This window comes from Xenorhabdus vietnamensis (assembly GCF_002127535.1).
GTDB lineage: Bacteria > Pseudomonadota > Gammaproteobacteria > Enterobacterales > Enterobacteriaceae > Xenorhabdus > Xenorhabdus vietnamensis.
Map to the genome: position 1 here is coordinate 19587 of NZ_MUBJ01000026.1, position 21375 is coordinate 40961.

General features: G+C 45.0%; 29 protein-coding genes. 19 read left to right on the top strand and 10 right to left on the bottom strand.

The genetic code is table 11. From position 1 onward, the window contains the following. From lysC to Xvie_RS17500, 4 genes are read right to left on the bottom strand one after another with little or no spacing between them, the layout of a single operon-like run. Positions 1–264, bottom strand: a complete 264-nt coding sequence (gene lysC, locus Xvie_RS25900; protein WP_086110454.1) for an Rz1-like lysis system protein LysC — start codon at positions 262–264, stop codon at positions 1–3. Further along, the gene (locus Xvie_RS17490) at positions 152–532 is read right to left on the bottom strand and encodes a hypothetical protein (RefSeq protein ID WP_086110455.1); all 381 of its coding nucleotides are present in this window, start codon (positions 530–532) and stop codon (positions 152–154) included. Before Xvie_RS17490 ends, lysC begins: the two co-directional genes overlap by 113 nt. Next, positions 529–933: a structural protein gene (locus tag Xvie_RS17495; RefSeq protein WP_086110456.1), complete on the bottom strand. Its 405-nt coding sequence runs from the start codon at positions 931–933 to the stop codon at positions 529–531. Before Xvie_RS17495 ends, Xvie_RS17490 begins: the two co-directional genes overlap by 4 nt. Further along, entirely contained in the window at positions 933–1247 is a 315-nt protein-coding gene (locus tag Xvie_RS17500; protein WP_086110487.1) for a phage holin, lambda family, read from the bottom strand. The genes Xvie_RS17495 and Xvie_RS17500 overlap by 1 nt, the downstream gene beginning before the upstream one ends. Positions 1248–1414: 167 nt before the next feature. Here Xvie_RS17500 and Xvie_RS17505 point away from each other — a divergent pair, with 167 nt between their 5' ends. Then, positions 1415–1633, top strand: a complete 219-nt coding sequence (locus Xvie_RS17505; protein WP_086110457.1) for a hypothetical protein — start codon at positions 1415–1417, stop codon at positions 1631–1633. On the opposite strand, the gene Xvie_RS21710 is transcribed toward Xvie_RS17505, so the two are convergent. The 5 genes from Xvie_RS21710 to Xvie_RS17525 form a co-directional block, all read right to left on the bottom strand. Then, positions 1622–1762, bottom strand: coding sequence for a hypothetical protein (locus Xvie_RS21710; RefSeq protein ID WP_167376299.1), 141 nt, complete (start codon positions 1760–1762; stop codon positions 1622–1624). The genes Xvie_RS17505 and Xvie_RS21710 overlap by 12 nt on opposite strands. Before the next feature lie 30 nt (positions 1763–1792). Continuing rightward, positions 1793–2491, bottom strand: a complete 699-nt coding sequence (locus Xvie_RS17510; RefSeq protein WP_086110458.1) for a DNA adenine methylase — start codon at positions 2489–2491, stop codon at positions 1793–1795. A gap of 696 nt (positions 2492–3187) precedes the next feature. After that, positions 3188–3610 (bottom strand): antiterminator Q family protein, encoded by a 423-nt coding sequence (locus Xvie_RS17515; RefSeq protein WP_339373929.1) that lies wholly within the window; start codon positions 3608–3610, stop codon positions 3188–3190. A 368-nt stretch (positions 3611–3978) separates the two neighbouring features. Then, entirely contained in the window at positions 3979–6243 is a 2265-nt protein-coding gene (locus Xvie_RS17520; protein ID WP_086110460.1) for a DUF5906 domain-containing protein, read from the bottom strand. 11 nt (positions 6244–6254) lie between these two features. Next, on the bottom strand, positions 6255–6449 hold the full coding sequence (locus Xvie_RS17525; protein WP_086110461.1) for a helix-turn-helix transcriptional regulator: 195 nt from the start codon (positions 6447–6449) through the stop codon (positions 6255–6257). A gap of 140 nt (positions 6450–6589) precedes the next feature. On the opposite strand from Xvie_RS17525, the gene Xvie_RS17530 reads away from it, so the two are divergent. The 8 genes from Xvie_RS17530 to Xvie_RS17560 all read left to right on the top strand — a co-directional run bounded on the left by Xvie_RS17530 (position 6590) and on the right by Xvie_RS17560 (position 12448). Next, a complete protein-coding gene (locus tag Xvie_RS17530) occupies positions 6590–7249 on the top strand; it encodes a S24 family peptidase (protein WP_086110462.1) in 660 nt (219 codons plus the stop codon). Between the two features lie 309 nt (positions 7250–7558). Beyond that, entirely contained in the window at positions 7559–7765 is a 207-nt protein-coding gene (locus tag Xvie_RS21135; RefSeq protein WP_139838875.1) for a hypothetical protein, read from the top strand. A gap of 118 nt (positions 7766–7883) precedes the next feature. Further along, positions 7884–8315: a helix-turn-helix domain-containing protein gene (locus tag Xvie_RS17535; protein WP_086110463.1), complete on the top strand. Its 432-nt coding sequence runs from the start codon at positions 7884–7886 to the stop codon at positions 8313–8315. Positions 8316–8386: 71 nt separating this feature from the next. Then, positions 8387–8611, top strand: a complete 225-nt coding sequence (locus Xvie_RS17540) for a hypothetical protein (RefSeq protein WP_086110464.1) — start codon at positions 8387–8389, stop codon at positions 8609–8611. Between the two features lie 371 nt (positions 8612–8982). Then, complete coding sequence (locus Xvie_RS17545) at positions 8983–9774, top strand: hypothetical protein (RefSeq protein WP_086110465.1); 792 nt, start codon at positions 8983–8985, stop codon at positions 9772–9774. A 2-nt stretch (positions 9775–9776) separates the two neighbouring features. Next, complete coding sequence (locus Xvie_RS17550; protein ID WP_086110466.1) at positions 9777–11072, top strand: DUF2800 domain-containing protein; 1296 nt, start codon at positions 9777–9779, stop codon at positions 11070–11072. 30 nt (positions 11073–11102) lie between these two features. Beyond that, the gene (locus Xvie_RS17555) at positions 11103–11660 is read left to right on the top strand and encodes a DUF2815 family protein (protein WP_086110467.1); all 558 of its coding nucleotides are present in this window, start codon (positions 11103–11105) and stop codon (positions 11658–11660) included. A 164-nt stretch (positions 11661–11824) separates the two neighbouring features. Continuing rightward, positions 11825–12448 carry an Nmad5 family putative nucleotide modification protein gene (locus tag Xvie_RS17560; protein ID WP_086110468.1) on the top strand — a complete coding sequence of 208 codons (624 nt, stop codon included), beginning with the start codon at positions 11825–11827 and terminating at the stop codon, positions 12446–12448. 40 nt (positions 12449–12488) lie between these two features. Here Xvie_RS17560 and Xvie_RS17565 read toward each other — a convergent pair whose 3' ends face one another. Beyond that, positions 12489–13049, bottom strand: a complete 561-nt coding sequence (locus tag Xvie_RS17565; protein ID WP_086110469.1) for a hypothetical protein — start codon at positions 13047–13049, stop codon at positions 12489–12491. A 30-nt stretch (positions 13050–13079) separates the two neighbouring features. Here Xvie_RS17565 and Xvie_RS17570 point away from each other — a divergent pair, with 30 nt between their 5' ends. The 10 genes from Xvie_RS17570 to Xvie_RS17620 all read left to right on the top strand — a co-directional run bounded on the left by Xvie_RS17570 (position 13080) and on the right by Xvie_RS17620 (position 21022). Next, complete coding sequence (locus tag Xvie_RS17570; protein ID WP_086110470.1) at positions 13080–15146, top strand: DNA polymerase; 2067 nt, start codon at positions 13080–13082, stop codon at positions 15144–15146. Positions 15147–15149: 3 nt separating this feature from the next. Continuing rightward, the gene (locus Xvie_RS17575) at positions 15150–15416 is read left to right on the top strand and encodes a hypothetical protein (RefSeq protein WP_086110471.1); all 267 of its coding nucleotides are present in this window, start codon (positions 15150–15152) and stop codon (positions 15414–15416) included. A gap of 10 nt (positions 15417–15426) precedes the next feature. Next, a complete protein-coding gene (locus Xvie_RS17580; protein ID WP_086110472.1) occupies positions 15427–15639 on the top strand; it encodes an ANR family transcriptional regulator in 213 nt (70 codons plus the stop codon). Next, positions 15626–15895, top strand: coding sequence for a PDDEXK family nuclease (locus Xvie_RS17585; RefSeq protein WP_086110473.1), 270 nt, complete (start codon positions 15626–15628; stop codon positions 15893–15895). Before Xvie_RS17580 ends, Xvie_RS17585 begins: the two co-directional genes overlap by 14 nt. Next, positions 15892–16422 (top strand): beta clamp domain-containing protein, encoded by a 531-nt coding sequence (locus Xvie_RS17590; protein ID WP_086110474.1) that lies wholly within the window; start codon positions 15892–15894, stop codon positions 16420–16422. The genes Xvie_RS17585 and Xvie_RS17590 overlap by 4 nt, the downstream gene beginning before the upstream one ends. Before the next feature lie 5 nt (positions 16423–16427). After that, positions 16428–17666 (top strand): DNA cytosine methyltransferase, encoded by a 1239-nt coding sequence (locus tag Xvie_RS17595; RefSeq protein WP_086110475.1) that lies wholly within the window; start codon positions 16428–16430, stop codon positions 17664–17666. 1 nt (position 17667) lies between these two features. Beyond that, positions 17668–18132, top strand: a complete 465-nt coding sequence (locus tag Xvie_RS17600) for a hypothetical protein (RefSeq protein WP_086110476.1) — start codon at positions 17668–17670, stop codon at positions 18130–18132. A 172-nt stretch (positions 18133–18304) separates the two neighbouring features. Then, positions 18305–19687, top strand: a complete 1383-nt coding sequence (locus Xvie_RS17610; protein ID WP_086110478.1) for an SNF2-related protein — start codon at positions 18305–18307, stop codon at positions 19685–19687. Positions 19688–19778: 91 nt separating this feature from the next. Beyond that, the gene (locus Xvie_RS17615; RefSeq protein WP_086110479.1) at positions 19779–20006 is read left to right on the top strand and encodes a DUF4224 domain-containing protein; all 228 of its coding nucleotides are present in this window, start codon (positions 19779–19781) and stop codon (positions 20004–20006) included. After that, a complete protein-coding gene (locus Xvie_RS17620; RefSeq protein WP_086110480.1) occupies positions 20006–21022 on the top strand; it encodes a tyrosine-type recombinase/integrase in 1017 nt (338 codons plus the stop codon). The genes Xvie_RS17615 and Xvie_RS17620 overlap by 1 nt, the downstream gene beginning before the upstream one ends. Positions 21023–21375 lie beyond the last annotated feature (353 nt).

Here is a 21375-nt window from a genome sequence, read left to right on the forward strand (position 1 = left end):
TCAGCCCGAGGAACTGGGCTTCGAGTTCTTTTCGATTTCCCGTATCGCCCGTTTATCCAAATTGCATTGCTCAATGACTGTCAGTAACTGCTCATTCAATATGAGACTGTCACCCCATGTCATTGTGTCCGGTATCACCGGAGACAGACAGTCAGCGAGCAGATGCGCCGGAATGGGTATCGGTGGTACCGGAACGTATTCGGTTCGTGTGTTGCTGCAACCGGATAACAACCCCATCAGGCACAGTACGATTGGCACACTCATGATTGACAACCACCGTTTTGATGGCGGCCTGCGTTTTCTCAGAATCCACGGCTGACTGCTGTCGGTTTTCGCTATTAATTCGTGAGATGTCATTGAATAACCTGATAGAGTGGTAGGCGTTGTCGGTAATGGCGACCTGTCTGTCATACACTAGCTTTAACCTAGCGTATTCTTCGGCCTTGTCCTGATACTCACGGTAATAGAACCAGAGCAGGCCAGAGACAATCACCAAAGCTCCGAGGGTGAAATGCTGGCTGTTGAGTTTCATAGCATCTCAAATGCCCGTGTGAAAACATCATCGGAATAGGGCTGCTGGCCGTTCTCGTGCAGAATGATCGACTTAGCCAGCGCAATCAGCGTGGGTTTATCAATATCGAGCACGTGATGCGGGTTGACGTTCAGTGCCCCAGCAACCCCCTTGATGTAGATTGAGGTGTTGTTTTCCACATTTGGGGCCCAGCGGTCTATCATCCGGTACACCGTCTGGTAACCGTTTTTGTGGTAGTTGGACAGCAGCTTCATGAGTGCCCGAATGCCATACTCTGGTGACTCGAACCGACAGAACCGAGGTTTTTTTACCCCCGTTTCAATTCCAATTTGACCTTGCCATTTATTCTTTGGGTTGTAATCGATATTGCCCGGATTGTGGTTATCAATGCCTCTGGCCATTATTTATCTCCCAACCGTTTATTGATGGCACGGATAGCAAACTCGCGTATCTTTTCAACGCCAATAAAGCCAACAGCACCGCCGAGTGCGGGTGAAACACTGCTTGGAATGCCAAATAGTTCTAGTCCACTGGAGAACCCCCACGACAGCGCCCCGCACAGTAGCGGTTCGACCCAGCGGTTCTTGCGTTCCACGCCGTCATAAATCAGGCGACCGTAACAAATGGCTATTGCCAAAACCGAGCCGGATATCTGCGGCCACGAGTTCTTCAGGCCGTTTAATAGTTCAGCCCATAAATCAGGGTTTTCTTTCATCTTCATATTCCACCCCATCTGAACAATGGGCGTCCGTGGGGTGAAATAGGTTCGCCCCTGTGAGTCGGTTAAAAGTAATGGGTTAATAGTTAAGATAAGCTGTTAGGTCAGCCAAATATTAATCAACCCATAGAGGGATGGCTGATTACCTCTGAAAAGGATAAGAAATGTCACACTATTCAATATCGGGTATTCATGATTTGAGCTCTGCTTATACAGCCAACATGATACCAAATGTTATATATCAAGTTTCAGTTTATCTTCATGTTGATGGGCTTTCTATTATGATTCATATTGATGCTGCTAAACATGACTTAAGAAACATGACAATTAATCAAATAGCCGATTTAGCTTATGCAGAGTACAAAAAGAAATCATCTTGCTAGCGTAAGTCTGATTTCATCAATCGCTATTTGATGAATGGCGTGATAGTGACTAACAGCTCCTTGCTGTTCAGTGAGCTGTTTTTCCAAAACTTCAATTTTTTTCTCTAACTCTTCAATACGCTTTTCCATCATTCACCTCGCTAGTGAGTTAATAATTAATCATGATTTCATCACAAATAATGATTCAATTGATGTCGTTTTTGTTCCAGAAATACCGCTAGTAATTTCACGCGACCAGATGCAATCAAAATCATCCGGCGCGGTGTATTCGCTAACAAACACCGTGCAGCGGTTCGATAATTCACGCACCCAATCCCAGAACTCAGCCGTATTAAATGCATCACGGTATTGCCGGGTGTTCGCATAGGGTGGGTCGCAGTAGACGACTGCACCATCCGGCATGTTCAGTTCTTTATAATCAGTGCACAACAATTGCACCCCATCCAGATTAATTATCTGTCGCTGGATATTGTTGATAGCCTCCAATTGGTAATCACGAACGCGCCCGGATTTGACCCGCCCGGCTCCCACATACCCATCGAACCACTTACCCGCGTAACTACAGTTAAACCCCACCCAGCCTGTTAGATGTGGGATTTCATCCTGGTTGTTCTTTACCGCGTAGTACTGCTCTCGCGATATTTGCCCCGGAGGTTGCCAGCCAGATAACAACGCTCTCCACATTTCAATCAAATATTCGTGGCTGTCGGCAGCAATAATGGGGCCATTGTGTTTGGTATTAATGTAACTCACCATGTTCATACCACCTGCAAACGGCTCAACATAAACCGTCTCTGTCGTCATGCGTTCCAGAATGAATGGCGCAACATATTTTGCGATACGGGATTTACTTCCCATGTATTTCACTGCTCCGCCTCCCTCTCTGTTGGTGCAGCCAGAAAGCAAAAAGGCCGCCTGAGCGACCTTGTAGTTAATAGGGTGCCCTCAGAGTTGAGGGCGTAGATACGCAATATGCGTAGCTTGTAGCAGGTCTAGCCTGCCTGTTTTCAGATGTTAAATTGTGGTCCTGCCAATATGAGCGTTTGCGGTCGGCTGGAACATGTAAATCCGCAACGCACCCAACACTTTCTCGGTAGTTGGCGACCAAAAACAAAAAAGGCCACACCGAAGTGTGACCTATACTGTGTCATTTGCTGACCGCTCACCCCTGTTTGCGCCTCAATACACCCCCGTGTAGCAAGATTTTAACGTTTGTGAACGGTCAGCGAATGGCATAGATAATTGTCGAAAATAAAGCCCTATTTAACATAATGGATGTTACCCGACCCATCGTTTTTCAACTCAGCTAAAAACACATGCCTAAGCTCTAAAAGTAGCAATCTTCCTACTCATATTAGCCATATTTTTGATATAACATTTTGTTAACAAATCGCCACTATTGGAGTTCAGGCAAATCACGATGCCTACGCTCTGTTTTCCCCAGTTTTCGATTTTCGCCCAAAAAGAAAGGCGCTCAATTTAGAGCACCTTTTCTCAGGGTATAAAAAACCATTTTTAACACAATAGCATAGTTTTTGCGCTGCGCACTAGTTTTTAGCATCTGATTGTTTGTTTTTTAACCGAATTATCCATATCTAATTGAATTCCCAGCATATCTAGGCAACCAGCGATAAAACTCTCTGCGACCTGCATTCTATGCCGTACCAGGCTCTCTGATACCTGCGAGTCGCGGGCTATTTCCCGTTTAGAACGCCCGTACATGTAATGTTGTTGGAGGTATTCCAGCTCCTCGCCCTGCCCTATCGCCTGCAATCGTGCTACGCATAAATCGACGATCAGCCCGTCCTCGTCGCTGCATGTCAGCCGATTGTCACCGTTCGCTGGCAGTAGTCCACTAAAACCGGCAGCGATAGGTGACCAGCCAACAGACGTAGCATTGCTAGACCACCCACCCCATCGCACCAAAACTTGTTGAATATCACGCATGGAATTTTGTCCTGTAGTTTCGTGTAGCACAAAATTTTTTATTGGAAGCCGTCTCGCTTGCTTGCCGTTGTGCTCAATAACGCGCGAATGCTAATCACGTTGAGCCTCTTACTTCGCCTTTCTTGCCTTCGGGTTGCAGATAGGTTGCACGTAAATGTCTATCTGCAACCCCATCAAACCCGCATGTTTTCTGGTTAGTTGTGTTTTAGGTTGTAGGTTGCAGTTGTTTAAAACATATATATACGTGAGATATGTATATAGGTGTGTATTTATAGTTCTCTCGCGTATATATGTTATTTATATCTGCAACCTGCAACCTTTCGCACGTAACATTTTGTTTCATAATCATTTTAAAGGGTTGCAGTTCTCTTTTTATCTGCAACCTATCTGCAACCTTTTTACAGTTCAGTTAGTAATTTTTCACACACTTCCAATTCAGTACGAATTTCATCATTACTTTTGAGCTTGCGATTTTTTACCAATATCCAAGGCCGTTCGGTTTTACCATTAAACTTAATAGCCCCTGTCTGCCCTAACCCCTTACTTCGCAAAATGCCGCTTACTCGCTTTGGATTGATGTCAGTATCAAGGCCTAACTCAGCAACGATATAACTAACTATTTGTTGATAAGTCATAACGGCAACAGGAGGATCTGCCAGTAAATCGAATAACACCTTGTCAGCATCTGTTCGGCTACTGTCTATCATTAAGCACCGTTCTTCGGTCTCAGGCGCGCGCTGCCAGTCAAACTCATCTAAGTTTATACCCATCAAGTACCAATAAACTTGTGCAATAAACTCAGGGTCTTTCAGGGTCTGATACAACTGTTTGAAATAATTATCGTCCTGTAAAAAGTCAGGGCCACCAAACACGGCAATACGGCGGTCTTCTTCAGGTATAAAAATTGCGTCGATATGGTTAGAGAAAAACAAAAAGCTGGTGAAGATATCCATTGTCATTTTCTTACCGTACTTATTGTTAACCTCAAACCGGGGTTCAGTCAGCAAATCACGTAACTGATCGTTGACTGAATAGCGCTTTTCGATGTTCTCTTTCACCTCATCGACCGTACACAACAGCGAATGGTAAAGATAATCGTGATATTGGTTCTTACAGATCACATCCATCTTGGCGCGGGTACAATTCCAGTGACCCAATATCGCTTCCATTAGCTGGATAACCCAACCACGACCCGTACCATGAAGTACTGAGATATGAAGCACTGTGATTGGGCAACGACGTTCAGGCCGCTGTACTACCCACGCAAGGCGAGCGATAAAGAACAGACGTTGCGCCTTATTAGGTACCAGGTATTCCATATGCTTAAGGAAAATGCTTTCTGCTTTAGCAAAATTGGTTACTTTTTGATGTTCAGGTAGATAGAATTCATTGACCTCAAGCCAGTTATCCAACCCCTTAATTAGTCGCCCTTTGCCTGGGTGATATCCCGTACCTTCTGCAACCAGTTTTTTAGGGTGCTCTAACCAACGTCGAGTTGCGGGTGTAGGCTGGCCTTTACCTACAGCAGGGAACTGATAAGGAGCCATCAGGTTTTTAAAGGATTTCATATCCATAATGCTACGATACGGAGGCCGGGAAAGATCGTAGACCTGATCCCCTTTCACCACATAGATAAACCGCTCCAGAAAATGGCTGGTCATATCAGTATCGATATCAGTAAATTCAGGCTTATCTTCTTCTTGCGCGGTCAAATCTTCAAAATCATCCACCCCAAACCCAACAGCGATATTGAAATCGCCATCATCACGATGCGCACAGGAAGCGTGTTGACACTTGTAATGACCGAGCTGAAAACCCGATGTACCAGCCGGAAAATAAGTTGTACTGGTGATATCACTCTCGATACTGTGACCATCGGCAAATGGGCACTTTATATGCCGCTCACCATTCCGGCCCGCTGACAATGTCCAGCCGTTCGCGTCCAGATAGTCGGCAGTCTCATCAGTGGCATTAGGTGTAGATACACTGCGATCACGTACCTTACCCACGGCATCAGCTACAGTAGAACCCGCAACAGGCAGGTATTCCGCCAGAGCAGACCACAGCATTTCTAATTGTTCGGGGGTTATTTCGAGCGGATCATTGGGTAAACCGCCATCCCATTGAATACGGGCACCGCTGGGATGTGTACCCGCTGCTACGAATTGCTGACCATCAGCCAGCATTTCAATAATACCCAAATCCCCCTCTAGACGGTGTATGCGCTTACGGTATTCACCCTCGACAGACAGCAGGTACAAGCACTTATTGGAGTTATTGCGGTAACGGCGCGGTGGCAGTTTGCCGAACATTTTGGTTAATAGTGCTTGGATTTGAGCCTGAACTTCTTCGTCTTCACTGTCACAATCCAAAGCGATATCACCATAGCCGGTACGCATACAAATACCGTAGTCTGGTTCTTTCGCCCATGTGGTAATATCAGAATCAGAGGCTTTCTTCTCTGTCCATCTAGGGATACCCACCACCCGCCGTAAAAGGTTGTAACGGCTGGGGGTCTTACCAATGCTTTTCAATGATGAATCAGGGGAAACTTTGGCATCAGGATTACATACGACAGGCAATAATTTCTCAGTAAAGCCGCATATCAGATCAAGATGAAACCATTCATCAGCCGTTGCCCCCCAGTATTTTAGTTTTGGCATGTAGTCATGTCCTATTCTTTTTTGTCCGCAAATTCCATATAGAAACGTTCAACCGCACGGACATTCGATAGTCGGGGGTCACAAGTACCGTTTAATATTCGGCTCAATGAGGACTGACTAACACCAGTACGTTCGGCCAACTGTGCCTGCGTAAATCCTGATTCAATTAATTTTTTAACCAACTCTTGAGGTGAAAATTCGTGCATATATAGTTCCTCCTTAATAATATAAGAATAGGTTACCCAATAATGAATTAAACAACAACCCAACAATTGACTAAAAAAATGGCTAAAATATGCAAATATGAATAAAGTAGGCAATAACAAACTATTTTAGAGGTGAAAAAATGGCGTTGGATTTCGACATTCTTGTCAAAAATATCAGGTACTTAATGTACAAACACAACATTAGCAGTGTAACTGAGCTGTCTAAACGCTTAAAAATACCGCAATCAACACTACAACGGATATCAGTAGGAGATAATAAAGACCCAAAGTACGCAACCATGCGGCAACTGGCTGATTTTTTTGGGGTATCACCGATAGATTTGGTTGAATGTGATTTACAGCACCACGAATCCATAACAGTTGTTGAAGCTGCTGGCGAGTTTTCTACTCAGAATTTCACTAACATACCTGTACGCAACGATATAGCTATTAGCGATACCCCAGTTAGCCGTAGCGAGGGTAACCAATACTTACGCTGGCCGTCCTATGATACAGAGGCATACGCGGTAAAATGTACCAGCACTGCACTCATGCCACGCATAAAGGATGGGGAATTCGTAGTGATTGAGCCTAACCACGAGATATCATCAGGAGATGAAGTATTAATCACACCGACTGAGGGTAACCCTACAGTTAAAACATTCCTATTTGAACGCGATGGGTACTACCATTTGTTGCCGGTCAACGAGGATCACGCCCCTATACGCACCCTCAAAAACAAAATTGAATCCCTACACTACGTGGCAGGGGTTGCAAAACCCAACCTAATAAAGAAATAAATTCAAATAAATTATAAAGATAGAAAGGTCGCTAAGTGCGACTTTTCTTTTTGTTAAAAATAATTCATTTATGGGTTGACATAGCAATTCAATTTAGACTATAAATTCATTATTGAATTTTTAATTCATTTATTGGTTTTTAAGTGCCGCTCTTTAACAATTTGGAAAGTCGGAACAACATACTACCCCTGTTCAGTCCCCTACGCATCAATGCGGTGTATCAATGGGTACGATCTGCCTACTTGAGAAGACTAAGCCCCGCACGAGAGTGAGCACGGGCGCGAACGGGTAACACTGACAGCAGGGAGTGTGCGAGCGCAAAACTCAACCAAAAGGAGAAAAAATAATCATGCGTTAGCAACGCGGATAGACCGCAAGCGCATAGCTAATGCTGTGGTAATGACACAGCCCCCGAATCACATTGCGGTGAGCCTGTGTAGCAACGGGTTAGGGTTAATGATGAAAAGTAGCTCCGATAAGCCGCAAGAAAGCCAGTCTTGCATCGGTTATAACTGAAAGAAGGCACTCAAGGGCATGAGCGCGACCACTGCGAGAGTGTGGTTGATTGACTGTAGGTCATTCGATAAATGGCCTATGGTGAGTTAACTTAACAAAAACAAGGTGGAACATAAAAATGCTAATCAGAAATATATTTTATTTAATGAGTATACACGGGATAAAAAGCGTAGCTAAACTGGCTGAGAGGTTAGAAATAAACCAACCCACATTGCATCGGACTCTGTCTGGCGAAATCAAAGATCCTAAGTACTCTACTTTGAAAACTATTGCTGAGTTCTTTGGACGCACACCCGGCGAACTTATGGATTGTGATTTATCAGTAATCGACGGTGACAGCCCGCATATCTACCCCATCGATGGGCCAGAGCCGAAATATCAGAATTTCCCACCAGAAATAAAAACAGCAGTGATTAATGTTTATAAAGAAATAGTGACACGTGAGGCTAAATTATTTCCCGATCCAACAATGATATCGCACCAAACAACCAGACTGGAAAATCTGGCCGAAACTTTAGTGAGCGGTTTTTCGAAACTTATTGAGAGCTAATCGAATTAACAAACCGAGTCATAGTCTGATATATTCCGAGGATCTATAATAAGATTCATAAGGGAATATGTATGGAAGATATATTAACAGTAATAAAAACCATTCACTTGTTTTACGTTGTATTAGCTGGAAGTATATTAGGTTGGCCGTCCACTATTGTTGGGCTTATTTTAGTTATAGCAGCATGTACAGTAGTAAAAAAGATAGGTGGTAAAATATTGTGTCTAATATTAGCTGCATTTGTTTTATATCCACCAATAGTATGTATCTATGATGGGATTCCATTTTATAAATGAAAGCTAGCGCAACCAAATAACCGCCTCGCCAATGCGAGGTTTTTTATTAGTTAAGTATAAGAAAGATGATGATGTTATTTATTCATAACCGCTAAGAAATAACACCTCCTTAAAGGGCGTACTCCTTACGCCCATATCAAAAAGCACATCCGTTTTGTCTAACGCACCCGCCCGCTAATTTCAGTGGGTGTGCTTTTTGATATGAGCAATAAGGAGCTTGTGGCATGAAACCAAAAGTAGTTCCCGTTGATAAGTATCCAATAAGCAACACCGTTCGTCGCCTGCGCTGGCTACGGAAATGTGAAGAACTCAAGCGCAACCCCGCAACCCAATTCCCGATTACGCTGTACTCATAATAAAAGGCTAGGAAAATGAGCTTAGAAACATCTATAGATAAAAATAATGAGCTGTTAGAGCGGAAAACCGCACTGTTGGAGCAGCAAAACATACTGTATATCCAAAACAATTCGCTACTTGGGCAATTGTTATCAATATGGGCGGATAGAGGCTTCACCCACTCCGCCGAAATAGAATCAGCTATTACAGTATCGGCTGATCCCATCGAACAACCCGCTGAAAAGAAAAAATCCAGCACCAAAAAGAAAACCGATAACACACCTGTTGATATCGAAACGCTGGATTTGGAAACCGTCGTTGCCGTTACCGTATTGTTCAAAAATGACGCCTATAACCTGACCGCCGATAAACTGGCGCAGGCTCGCGCTGTGATTGAGGCGGTTGGTGCAGACCGTAACGGACAGGTAGACGCCCTAGACTGTGCGCTACAGGGTTTGCAGGAACTCAAGCCACTGACGAAAGCCGTTATTTTAGATTTGTGTCTGGAAATGTTAGAAAACTGGGACGATATCCCCGGTATCACCGAACGCCGCGAATTTGCTGTGTCACTATTAAATGAGGGTAAACAAACAGCCGATACCTCAGAGCCAGAGCCAGAGCCAGAGCCAGAGCCAGAGCCAGAGCTTGATTATGCAGTCCTTTATGATAAGGCCCAACAAGCACTTTTGCGGCTGGCAAAAGGCGGTTACCGCAGCGAGGCTGTAGGTATCGTGTCTAAATTCGGGGCTAAAAAGCTGGGTGATATTCCTCAAGAGAAATTAGCTGAGGTACTCAAATTGGCGGAAAATGCTTGGGTGGAGGAATAAACATGCCGGAGGCACATGCAAAACTATCACCCTCAGCAGCACATCGTTGGCTACGCTGTCACGGTAGCCTAGCAATGGAAGTGGGATTTCCAAACACCGAATCACCGTTCGCACTGGAGGGAACAGCCGCCCATGCCCTCGCTGAAAATGTCCTGCATAATCGCCAAGACCCAACACTGGCGGGCGAGCCATTCACTATGGGGCAAACTACCGCCGAATATTTGGGGCAAAACGTCCTGCTTAAACCTGACACACCGTGCGTTAATGAGGAAATGGTGGAGGCAGTTGGCGAATATGTCGAAACGGTGTGGTCACTGGCTCAGGGCAATGAATTGCTGATTGAACAGCGCGTCGATTTTTCCGAGGTGATCGGCGTCGAAAACTCTTTCGGTACTGCCGACGCTATCATTATCAAGGGTAGTGAGCTGCAAATTCACGACCTGAAATACGGTAAAGGTGTGAAAGTCTATTCCGAAGAAAACGAGCAGTTGATGTTATATGCGCTCGGTGCCCTGAATCAGTTCGATATGTTGTACGAATTCGACACAGTACGGCTGTTTATCCACCAGCCCCGACTGAACCACGTTTCAGAATGGTCGGTCAGTGTTGATGCGTTACGTCAATTTGGAGAACGCGCCAGAAACGCCGCCGCATCGGTTATTGTCACATTTAATATCGCCCAATGTGAAGGCGTAGACACGCCACCTCCTGATTCATTTACTCCGGGGGATAAACAGTGCCGTTTTTGCAAAGCCAAGGCGGATTGCCCAGCACTGGCAGCGCACGTATGGAGCACTATCGCTGAAGATTTTGTCGATCTGACGCAACCATTAGAGCCACAGATAGAGAACGCAACCGAACAAGTCCCAAAGTACGACAACCAGACACTAGCCGCCAAATACGCACAGGTGGACTTTGTTGAAAGCTGGTGCAAAGCGGTTCGAGTCCGTGTCAGTGATGAACTGAATGCCGGTCATCCCATCCCCGGATATAAACTGGTAGAGGGCAAGCTAGGTAACCGTTCGTGGGGTGCCGAAGCGGACGCCGAGGCGATGTTAAAAACGTTCAAGCTCAAGCAAGACCAGATGTATACCAAAAAAATCATTAGTCCCACCCAAGCGGAAAAGGTTTTGAAAAAAGAGTTTCCGAAGAAATGGGATAAATTGGAATCACTCATTGTTCGACCTGACGGTAAACCCACCGTCGTACCTGAATCCGATCCCCGTCCAGCACTGGACGTTAACCCTATCAACGATTTTGAAGACGTATCTGACGTATCTGACGATATGTTCGTTTAATTACATTTAACCAATAAAGAGACATAAACAATGAAAATTAAATTACCCAATGTACGTTTGGCATTCCCTGATTTATTTGAAGCAACCCAAGTTAATGGTCAGGGTGATTATAAGTTTCGCTCGACTTTCCTTATTTCAAAAGAACGCAAAGATTTAATTGCTGAAATAGAAGCAGCAATTTTAAAAGTGGCTACCGATAAATGGGGTGCTAAAGCTGAGGGTATTATTAAAAGTATCCGGGGTAATAATATGCGGTTTAATTTCCGCGATGGCGACGATAAACCCGATTATGATGGTTACGCAGGTTGTATGTTTATTTCTGCCAGTAATAAAGCGCGCCCTTTGGTTATTGACCGTGACCGCACTCCACTTACCGCACAAGATGGCCGCCCGTATTCCGGCTGTTACGTGAACGCGACTATCAGTATTTTCGCCTACGAAAACAACGGCAAAGGCATATCCGCTTCACTGTCTGGCGTTCAGTTCCTGAGAGACGGTGACGCATTCGCGGGCGGCGGTGTTGCCTCTGTAGATGATTTTGACGATATCAGCGAAGGGGCTGACGCTGAAGCGGACGTTTTTAGTTAAACCATGAGTTGGGCAGAAGTGACAGAATATCTTCGCCAGCAAGAAAGGCGTCGAAAAATTTGGCAAATAGCCACGCCCGAAGATTTCGAAGACCTAAGCGAAAACGACGGCTAATAACTATTGCCCCGTTATTATGCGGGGCTTTTCTTAAGGTAAAAAAAACCATGACACAGAAAACACTAACCAAAGATATAAAAAGTGAAATTGTTAAAAATGCACTGACAAAAGCAGGTATCTTCGAAAAAGAAGAGCAACTTTATAAAGACCGTGCGGATTGGGCTGAAAAAGTAAGAATAGAAGCCATCGGCGGCGCAAATATGGATTCGGGAATAAACGACATTATTTCTGAAATAAAAAAACTGGCTAATAAAATACCTGAGTCTATGCGATTAGACGAATTCCCAGTTCGTGAATACAGTTTTATAGAAATTAATTTAGCAGGTAGCCGTGTTATTGCGTACTTTAACGGGGACAGACAACGATATACTTTTAAAGAGCGCATCTATAAAATAACGCCCAGCACGACCACATTATTAGCCGATAATCCTTTGGTTAATGAATTCTATGATCTGGAAAAACGTCACGAAGAATTAAATAACCAGCGGGAAGATATCACCAATAATGTAGAATCTGCATTATTAAAAGTCCGCTCGGTGAAACGCCTATTAACAGAATGGCCGGAAGCCGCTGAGCTATTACCTAAAGACACGGCGAAAGCTGCACCTGTTCCCGCCGTTCGCCGTGAGGCACTTAATGAGATGATTGGCTTGCCATCTGAGGTAGCTTGAAAATGCATAGCCCCTTAAATACGGAGGGGCTATGCCAAATTTATAATCTAGTTTTTAAATTCGATTTAGAAGAATATTGATAGGTAACACCATATATTGATTTATAAATGAGCATGATATCCACGTCTAAATTTTTATCCAACAACACATTATGAAGTTGGAAATGCTCAACGGCGCAATCAAATTTATCACCCGACGCAGCCCATAAAGGCGACATATAATTAAGAATAACAGGATCACCTTTCCTTGGCATACCGTATTTAAAACAGCTATTAGTATTAAGAACTCTTAAACGCTTGGCTAAAGTATGAAATACCCCATGACCACTAGAGTTATCACTTATTATTTCGTTATTTATTTTTATCTTGACGCTTTCAATATATCCAGTTCCTAATCCCCCATTAAATAAATAAAAACCCTTATAACCGTTTTCAGGATCAACGGTGGGTACAACTGTGATATGTGGCTCTGTGGATTTCTCGTAGTTTAATTCTTGCATTCTTGTTTGTTCTTTAACTTGCCACCAAGCCATCCCTGAAACAACCACTGAAACAATAGAAATAATAACAGGGATATTTAATTTCCATGCACTATCACTCATGTATTCCTCACCAATTTAAAACTAACGACTATGAATAATACGATTCTCTGGCTCGACCTCGAAACCTATAGTGAAGTACCTATTAGAAACGGTACTCATATTTACGCCGAACATGCCGAAATTATGTTATTTGCATGGGCGATAAACAATAACCCTGTTCAGGTATGGGATGTGACAAGCGGCGCTCCCATGTCCGCCGAATTACGTAAAATTTTACTCGATCCAACCGTTATTTTATTCGCCCATAACAGCCACTTTGACCGCACTGTTTTACGCCATTACATGCCGAAGCTGCATCTGGATATTTCCCGTTGGCGCGACACGATGGTTCAGGCACTGGCACACGGTTTACCAGGTGCGTTAGGCGCACTATGTGAAGTGCTAGGTATTCCGTCAGATAAAGCAAAAGACAAGGAAGGCAAGGCATTGATCCAGCTATTCTGTAAGCCCCGCCCGAAAAACGTCGCCATTCGCCGTGCTACCAGTAAAACCCACCCCGAAGAATGGCGGCGTTTTGCGACGTACGCAGGACTGGATATTGAGGCCATGCGCGAAGTACATAAACGCCTGCCCAAATGGAATTATCAGGGTACTGAGCTGACACTCTGGCACCGTGACCAACAAATTAACGATCGTGGTGTGCGCATGGATATTGAATTAGCCAAATCCGCGATTGATGCGGTGGAGCAGGAACAAAAGTTATTGGCAAAACGCACGCAGGAAATGACCGACGGCGATGTACAGGCCGCGACGCAACGTGATGCCATGTTATGGCACATCACAACGGCGTTCGGGGTTGAATTGCCCGATATGCAAAAAAGCACATTGGAACGACGGATAGCAGACCCGGATCTTCCTATTGCGTTACGGGAATTACTGACCATCCGGTTACAAGCCAGTACCACCAGCACCAGTAAGTATAAGGCGTTGATGAACGGAATTAGTACCGATAACCGATTACGTGGCACTTTGCAATTTTGTGGTGCATCACGCACCGGACGTTGGGCAGGCCGCCTATTCCAGCCGCAAAATTTACCAAGACCTACACTGAAGCAGAACATTATTGATATTGGCATCGAGGCACTGAAAGCGGACTGTGCCGATCTGCTGTTCGATAACATCATGGAACTGACCAGCTCAGCGATACGCGGCGTTATTATTCCCCCGAACGGTAAAAAACTGGTCATTACTGACCTGTCCAATATCGAGGGGCGAATGCTGGCGTGGCTGGCAGGTGAAGAATGGAAGTTACAGGCATTTCGGGATAATGACAACGGCACAGGCGCAGACCTCTACAAACTGGCCTATGCCCGTGCATTCAACATTGAACCGGATGATGTCACAAAAGACCAGCGCCAGATAGGTAAAGTGATGGAGCTGGGGCTAGGGTACGGTGGTGGAGTCGCCGCTTTCGTCACATTCGCTCTGACCTATGCCCTTGACCTTGAAGAACTGGCGACCGCTGCACTGCCAAATATTCCGGTAAAAGTTCAGCGGGATGCAATGAGCTGGTACAAGAAATCAGTTGAACAGAACCAGACCTACGGCCTGAGCGAACGTGTCTTTATTACCTGCGACTCACTCAAGCGTATGTGGCGTAACGCCCACATCGCAACGGTACCGTTCTGGTACGAGCTGGAGGAGGCAGTCAAGCGCGCGATCAGTTCACCCAATGTCACTATCCCCTGCCGTAAGTTACGTGTCCGCCGTGACGGGGCGTGGCTCCGTGTGGTCTTACCGTCCGGGCGTGCGGTGTGCTATCCCTCACCCCGTCTCGACGACGGGCAGATCAGTTACATGGGTACTAATCCGTACAGCCGCAAATGGCAAAGACTCAAAACCTACGGCGGAAAACTGGTCGAAAACGTCACTCAGGCCGCCGCGCGTGATGTGTTGGCGGGTAACATGCCCCACATAGAGACCGCAGGCTATGACATCGTGCTGACCGTACACGACGAGGTACTGACGGAAGCCTCGGACACTCCCGATTACTCTCACGAACATCTCAGTACCCTACTCGCAACGAATCCCGATTGGGCACCGGATTTACCCCTGAGTGCTGGCGGATTTGAAGCATATCGATATCGTAAGGAATAAATTATGGAACGTTGTAAAGAATGCCACGGCTATTATGGCGAGCCGAAACCTGTCGCTGTTGGTGAAAAATGTTGTTTTACCATTATCACCAGCGATGGTCGCTCATTTAACCACCGCGCAGTAATTGGGAAATTGTTACTAATCAAAAATGACGGTTACTCCGTTATCTACCGTAAAAAAGTATATCACGCTGACCTCATCGCTCACCCCGATGATCCATCACCAATAACATTGGTATTTAGTGGCCGTTGTACCTGCCCCGCTGAATAAAGGAAGCTCTATGTCATATAAATACCGAGACAGTCCGTTATATTTTCGAACTGCACGCGAGGCTGCACAAATTGAACGCGAGGGCGATTATTTACGGGCTGCAAAAGTGTGGAATAAAGCGGCGCGCCATTCACGCAATGCGTTAAATATTGCATGGGCAGAAATCCGATCCGAATTTTGTTTAAAGCAATATCACAGGGATAAATTAAATGAAAATACGTGAGGGTGTAATCGAAAGGCATTTAGTTAATGAAGTGAAAAAAGCTGGAGGAATTGCCTATAAATTTGTTTCCCCCGGTCGCCGTTCTGTCCCTGACCGAATTTGTATATTACCCGGTGGCCGCGTGATTTTTGTCGAATGCAAAGCCCCTGGCGAAAAGCCCCGACCTGAGCAATTACGCGAGCATGAAAAATTACGCGCATTAAGTTGTGAGGTTGTGGTTTTGGATAGTAAGGATTTGGAGGGGATATTGTTATGATTATTGCATCGCATTTATTACGTGCAGCACAGATGTGTGTCGCTAAGAACCATATTAAGTATTGCCTGAATGGAATTCACATCACGCCTAAATATCTGGAAGCAACCAATGGACACGTAGCTTTAAGGTTGGAACACGGTATAAAAACGAAAAATAATATCATTGTCCAATTTAATGAAAAAATTCCGGCCAAAGCAGAAACTACAGAATTCGTACTTGCCAAAGACCCGTACACCATACACCGTGACAAATACGAACACCGTATCGGTATTACGACTCTGTCACTATTAAATGCGCAATTTCCTAACCTGAGCCGAATTATACCTACAGAAAACACCCAAGACATTCCCTACATTGATGCAAAATATTTGAGCTTACCCGACAAGATGTTTTCTGCTGAAAACATTGCTGTACAACTTGCTCCTGCGGGAATGACCTCAGCCTGCTGTTTCAAATTCAATAAAGAGGTGAATAAAAAATACGGTAATCCCGAATTTGTTGTGATGCCAGTTAGGGTTAAGGAGTAGCAACAATGATGCATTTCGGCTCTGTCTGTTCCGGTATTGAAGCAGCGAGTGTGGCATGGGAATCCCTCGGTATGTTTCCGACATGGTTTAGTGAAATCGACCAATTCCCCAGTGAAGTCCTGCGCTATCACTGGCCCCATGTACGAAACCTGGGGGATATGACCAAAATTCCTACTATGATTGCAGAGAATTTGGTGGATGCACCAGATATTTTGGTCGGCGGAACACCTTGTCAGGCGTTCAGTATTGCGGGTTTGCGTAATGGCCTGGGCGATGAGCGGGGACAATTAACACTATCATTTATGGAGTTAGCAAATGTCATTGACTCAGTCAGGGCAGCAAACGGCGAACAGCCATCAATTATCGTCTGGGAAAACGTCCCCGGTGTCCTGTCCAGCAAAGACAATGCATTTGGGTGTTTTCTTGCTGGACTTGCTGGAGAAGATGAGCCGTTGCAGCCGTCAGGGAAGAAATGGACAAACGCAGGTTATGTGTCTGGACCACAAAGAAACATCGCATGGCGAGTGCTCGACGCTCAATATTTCGGAGTGGCCCAGCGACGCCGTCGTGTGTTTGTTGTCGCAAGTGCTCGAAAAGACTTCTGTCCCGCAACGGTACTTTTTGAGCCAGACAGCCTGTCTCGGAATACTGAACCGCGCGGAACGACGGGGAAAGCAGCTACCGAAAACGCTGGAAGCCGCGCTGTTATCGGCAGTCACTGGGACTCAGGATTAAATCCGCACCCGACATTAAACCAGAGCCACAATGTCGGTGGTATCGGGATGAGTAATCAGGAAATATTTTCGCAGCGTGGTAGTGGGCTGGTATCAACTTATCGGCAAATTTCATTTAGTGAATATCGAACAGATGATATCTCATCAACTTTGAAAGCTCGTGACTGTAAAGGAGCTACTGATTTGGTGACGATTGCACTTGCCGGCAACACGATTAACCGGGCACCTGAAAATGGCGGTAATGGTAGAGGTTATCAACCTGAGATTTCTTACACACTAACAACATCAGATGTTCATTGTGTGAATTATGGCTATACCGTGCGCCGTTTAACGCCTGTGGAGTGCGAGAGACTACAGGGTTTTCCCGATAATCACACCCAAATACCGTGGAAGGGAAAGGCTGCGGCGGATTGTCCCGATGGTCATCGCTACCGGGCGATTGGGAATTCTATGGCCGTGCCAGTGATGGCATGGATAGGTGAAAGAATTTTAATACAAGTGGAGAAATAATATGAACAATGAATTTAACGAAGAATCATCATTTGCTGCATATCTTAATAACCGCTCACCACGACACACCGCAGAAATAGAATTAACCGATTTTGCGCAGAGTACGGATGGTAAAGCGGTCGCATTTGGAAAAATATTTAATGATAGTAAAAAACGTTTTAACAATGGCGATGAAATAATTACATCTCTGGTGCTAAATGCTGAAACCTATAAAACCGATGGGTATATAAAGACTCAAAATTCCATTTATAAAATAAAGGAACCAAGACAGATAGAGACAAAGGAAAGCGATATAAATAAAAGAACAATAGTAATAAATCTTATGAGGGTACTTAAAGAAACATGTAACTTAGTAAAAGAACACAATATAAATGAAATCCCCATTGAGGTAGATATCTTAGTGAAAATATTTACCGAAATAGAAACGCTCACCTCTAAGTTAGCTGAATATGAAAATAATAATTGAAGCGTCTAATGATGCCAACATTAGTGTTATTTTGGATGTAGTAAAAGGTTTCATAGAAAAGACTGATAAAACCAAAAACGATCTCTATTTCGTTCAGACGAACGAAATGGTAATAACACTCAAAGAAACGAGCGCTGGTAATATTAAAGCTCGTGCAAGTTAAGGGCAAAGTATGAAGCCATTCACCCCCCGCCCATATCAAAACCTCATTATCAACCACCAGCTCGATATCCCCCGCTCAAATATTTGGGCGGGGATGGGTATGGGCAAAACGGTAGCAACATTAACCACAATGGAAGATTTGTACATGGTGGGTATGGAAACCCAACCGACACTGGTATTAGCGCCGTTACGTGTTGCTCGGTCAACGTGGCCGGATGAGGCGGATAAGTGGAGTCACTTAAATAATATCGAAGTACAAGCGATTGTCGGTTCAGCCAAAGAACGGGCATTAGCCTTACAAAATACCAACGCCAGTGTCTTCACTACCAACTACGATAACCTCGTCTGGCTGGTGGAAACGTTAGGGGATAAATGGCCGTTCGCCACCGTCATTGCCGATGAGAGCACACGGCTCAAATCGTTCAGGTTACGCAAAGGCGGTAAGCGCGCAGCGGCATTAGCCAAGGTTGCTCACAAGCATATACACCGCTGGGTCAACTTAACCGGCACACCTGCCCCTAATGGCTTACTGGATTTATGGGGCCAAGCGTGGTTCGTCGATCAGGGTGAACGTCTAGGCCGGACGTACAGTGCCTTTACTTCGCGCTGGTTTAACAATTTCCAACGACCGGGGCAACACTGGCCCGATTTGAAACCGAAGGACTTCGCCCAGGAGCAAATTCAAACTGCACTTAACGATGTGACTATCTCACTCGATGCGGCGGACTGGTTCGATATTGAAGAACCCATTCACAACGTTATTCATATCGATCTGCCGTCCAAAGTCCATCAGCAGTATAAGGCGATGGAAAAGGAAATGTTCGTGGAGTTGGAGGGGGTTGGCATTGAAGCCCCGAACGCAGCAGCCAAGACCGTTAAATGTCTGCAAATTGCCAGCGGTGCTATCTATACCGACGAGAACGGCACTTGGCAGGAACTGCACGACGCCAAACTACAGGCATTAGACAGCATCATCTATGAATCTGCCGGAATGCCGGTACTCGTTGCCTACCATTGGAAACACGATTTAGCGCGGCTGTTAAAAGCATTCCCGAAAGGGAAGCACTTAGACGACAACCCACAAACTCTACGTGACTGGAACGCGGGAAAGATCCCTGTCATGTTCGCCCACCCCGCCAGCGCCGGACACGGGTTAAACCTGCAAGACGGCGGTAACATTCTGGTATTTTTCTCGCACTGGTGGGACTTGGAGCAGTACCAGCAAATTATTGAGCGTATCGGCCCTACCCGACAGATACAAGCCGGACACAACCGACCTGTGTTTGTTCACCATATTATCGCTGCCCGTACGATGGATGAATTGGTGATGGAGCGACGTAATTCTAAACGGGAAGTACAGGATATTTTACTGGAAGCTATGAAGAAGAGGTAAATATAGTAACAATCCGCAACAAAATTTCTGCAACACCGTTTACATAACGGTGATGTTCAATCCGAACGGTTAATAGATAATCGAGGTCAATATGGATATGAAAACCGGCATCATTAGCGATGCAGATATGGCTGAAATCACTGGCTACCAAATCCCATCTAAGCAGTGTGCAGCACTAAAAGAAGCCGGCATATTTTTTATTGTTCGCCGGGACGGGAAACCCCGAACCACATGGGAGCATTTTAATAACCCGATATCACAACGGATTAGAAATCATGCTCCTGCCCCTCAAGAACCAAACTTTGGAGCGTTAGACTAATGGGCAGAAAACGCAAAAACCCCGCAGATAACTGGATGCCCCCGCGCGTTCGACGGGGGCGATCAGCGTTTGAGTTTCAGACCTATGACAGCCGGACAATCCGCCTGTGTGAATTCTCTGCGACTCAGGCCGAAGTTTGGGTGGCATACGAAAAATTAATCGCCGATCAGAAAAATGACGAAACGCTGAACGGTCTGATTAAGGCGTTTTTCCTCTCGCCTGATTTTTCCGCACTGGCTACCGAAACCAAAAAAGATTATCGAAAATATGCAGGTAAGCTGTTACCTGTATTTGGGAACATGTTACCGGACAATATCAAACCAGAGCATATTCGCAAGTACATGGATAAGCGCGGATTAAAAGCCAAGACACAGCCTAATCGCGAGAAAAATTTTTTGTCCCGTGTATATGGCTGGGGATATGAAAGGGGAATTGTACGGAGTAACCCGTGTAAAGGTGTTCGACAATTCAAGGAAATTCCGAGGGATCGGTATATCACCGATGACGAGTACAACGCTATCTACTCCGTTGCCCCACCAGTAGTTCAGGTTGCAATGGAACTGGCCTATCTGTGTTGCGCCCGACAGGCTGACGTTCTGGCACTGACCTATGCACAGGTACGGGAAGACGGTATCTTCATTCGCCAGGGTAAAACGGGTGTTGCCCAAATCAAAGCCTGGACAGAACGGTTAGACAATGTCGTCGCGATGAGCAAAATGTTACCACTAGATAACGGGGTTAGCAGCATCTATGTACTCCACCAGCGCAAAGGCTCAAAATATACGCGTGATGGGTTTAACAGCCGCTGGAAAAAAGCCAGAGCCACCGCTATTGAAAAATTTCCAAAATTAGACTTTAACTTCACATTCCATGATCTGAAGGCGAAAGGGGTATCTGACCTTGAAGGCCCGTTGTCAGAAAAACAAAAAATCACTGGACATAAAAACATCACTCAAACGGCAAGGTACGATCGAAAAGTGAATGTTGTGCCTGTCGTTGGGGGGCAAAAAAAGTAAATGGAAGGTCAAAAAATATAGTGAAAGAATATAGTGAACGAATAGTGAAAGGTGATTTGCGTCATAAAAAAAGCCACCTGAAAAGGTGGCTTCTTCTTACCCTAACTTACTGTTTACCAGCAAGTTTTTATTTGGTGCAGGGCGGGACTAGCAAATAAATATAAGATATTGAATATATTTAATTTATTTTGATTATATTATTTTATGCCCCCTTTTATGCCCCGGATTGTTTTTGCTTCTTGAATCTGTATATTTAAATGACTTTACTTTTCTATGTATTTTTTTGCTCGCTTTAGGGCAAAAATATGCCATGATCTCAGGGCGTAATGTTTAGAGGAAGTAGTATCAACTCT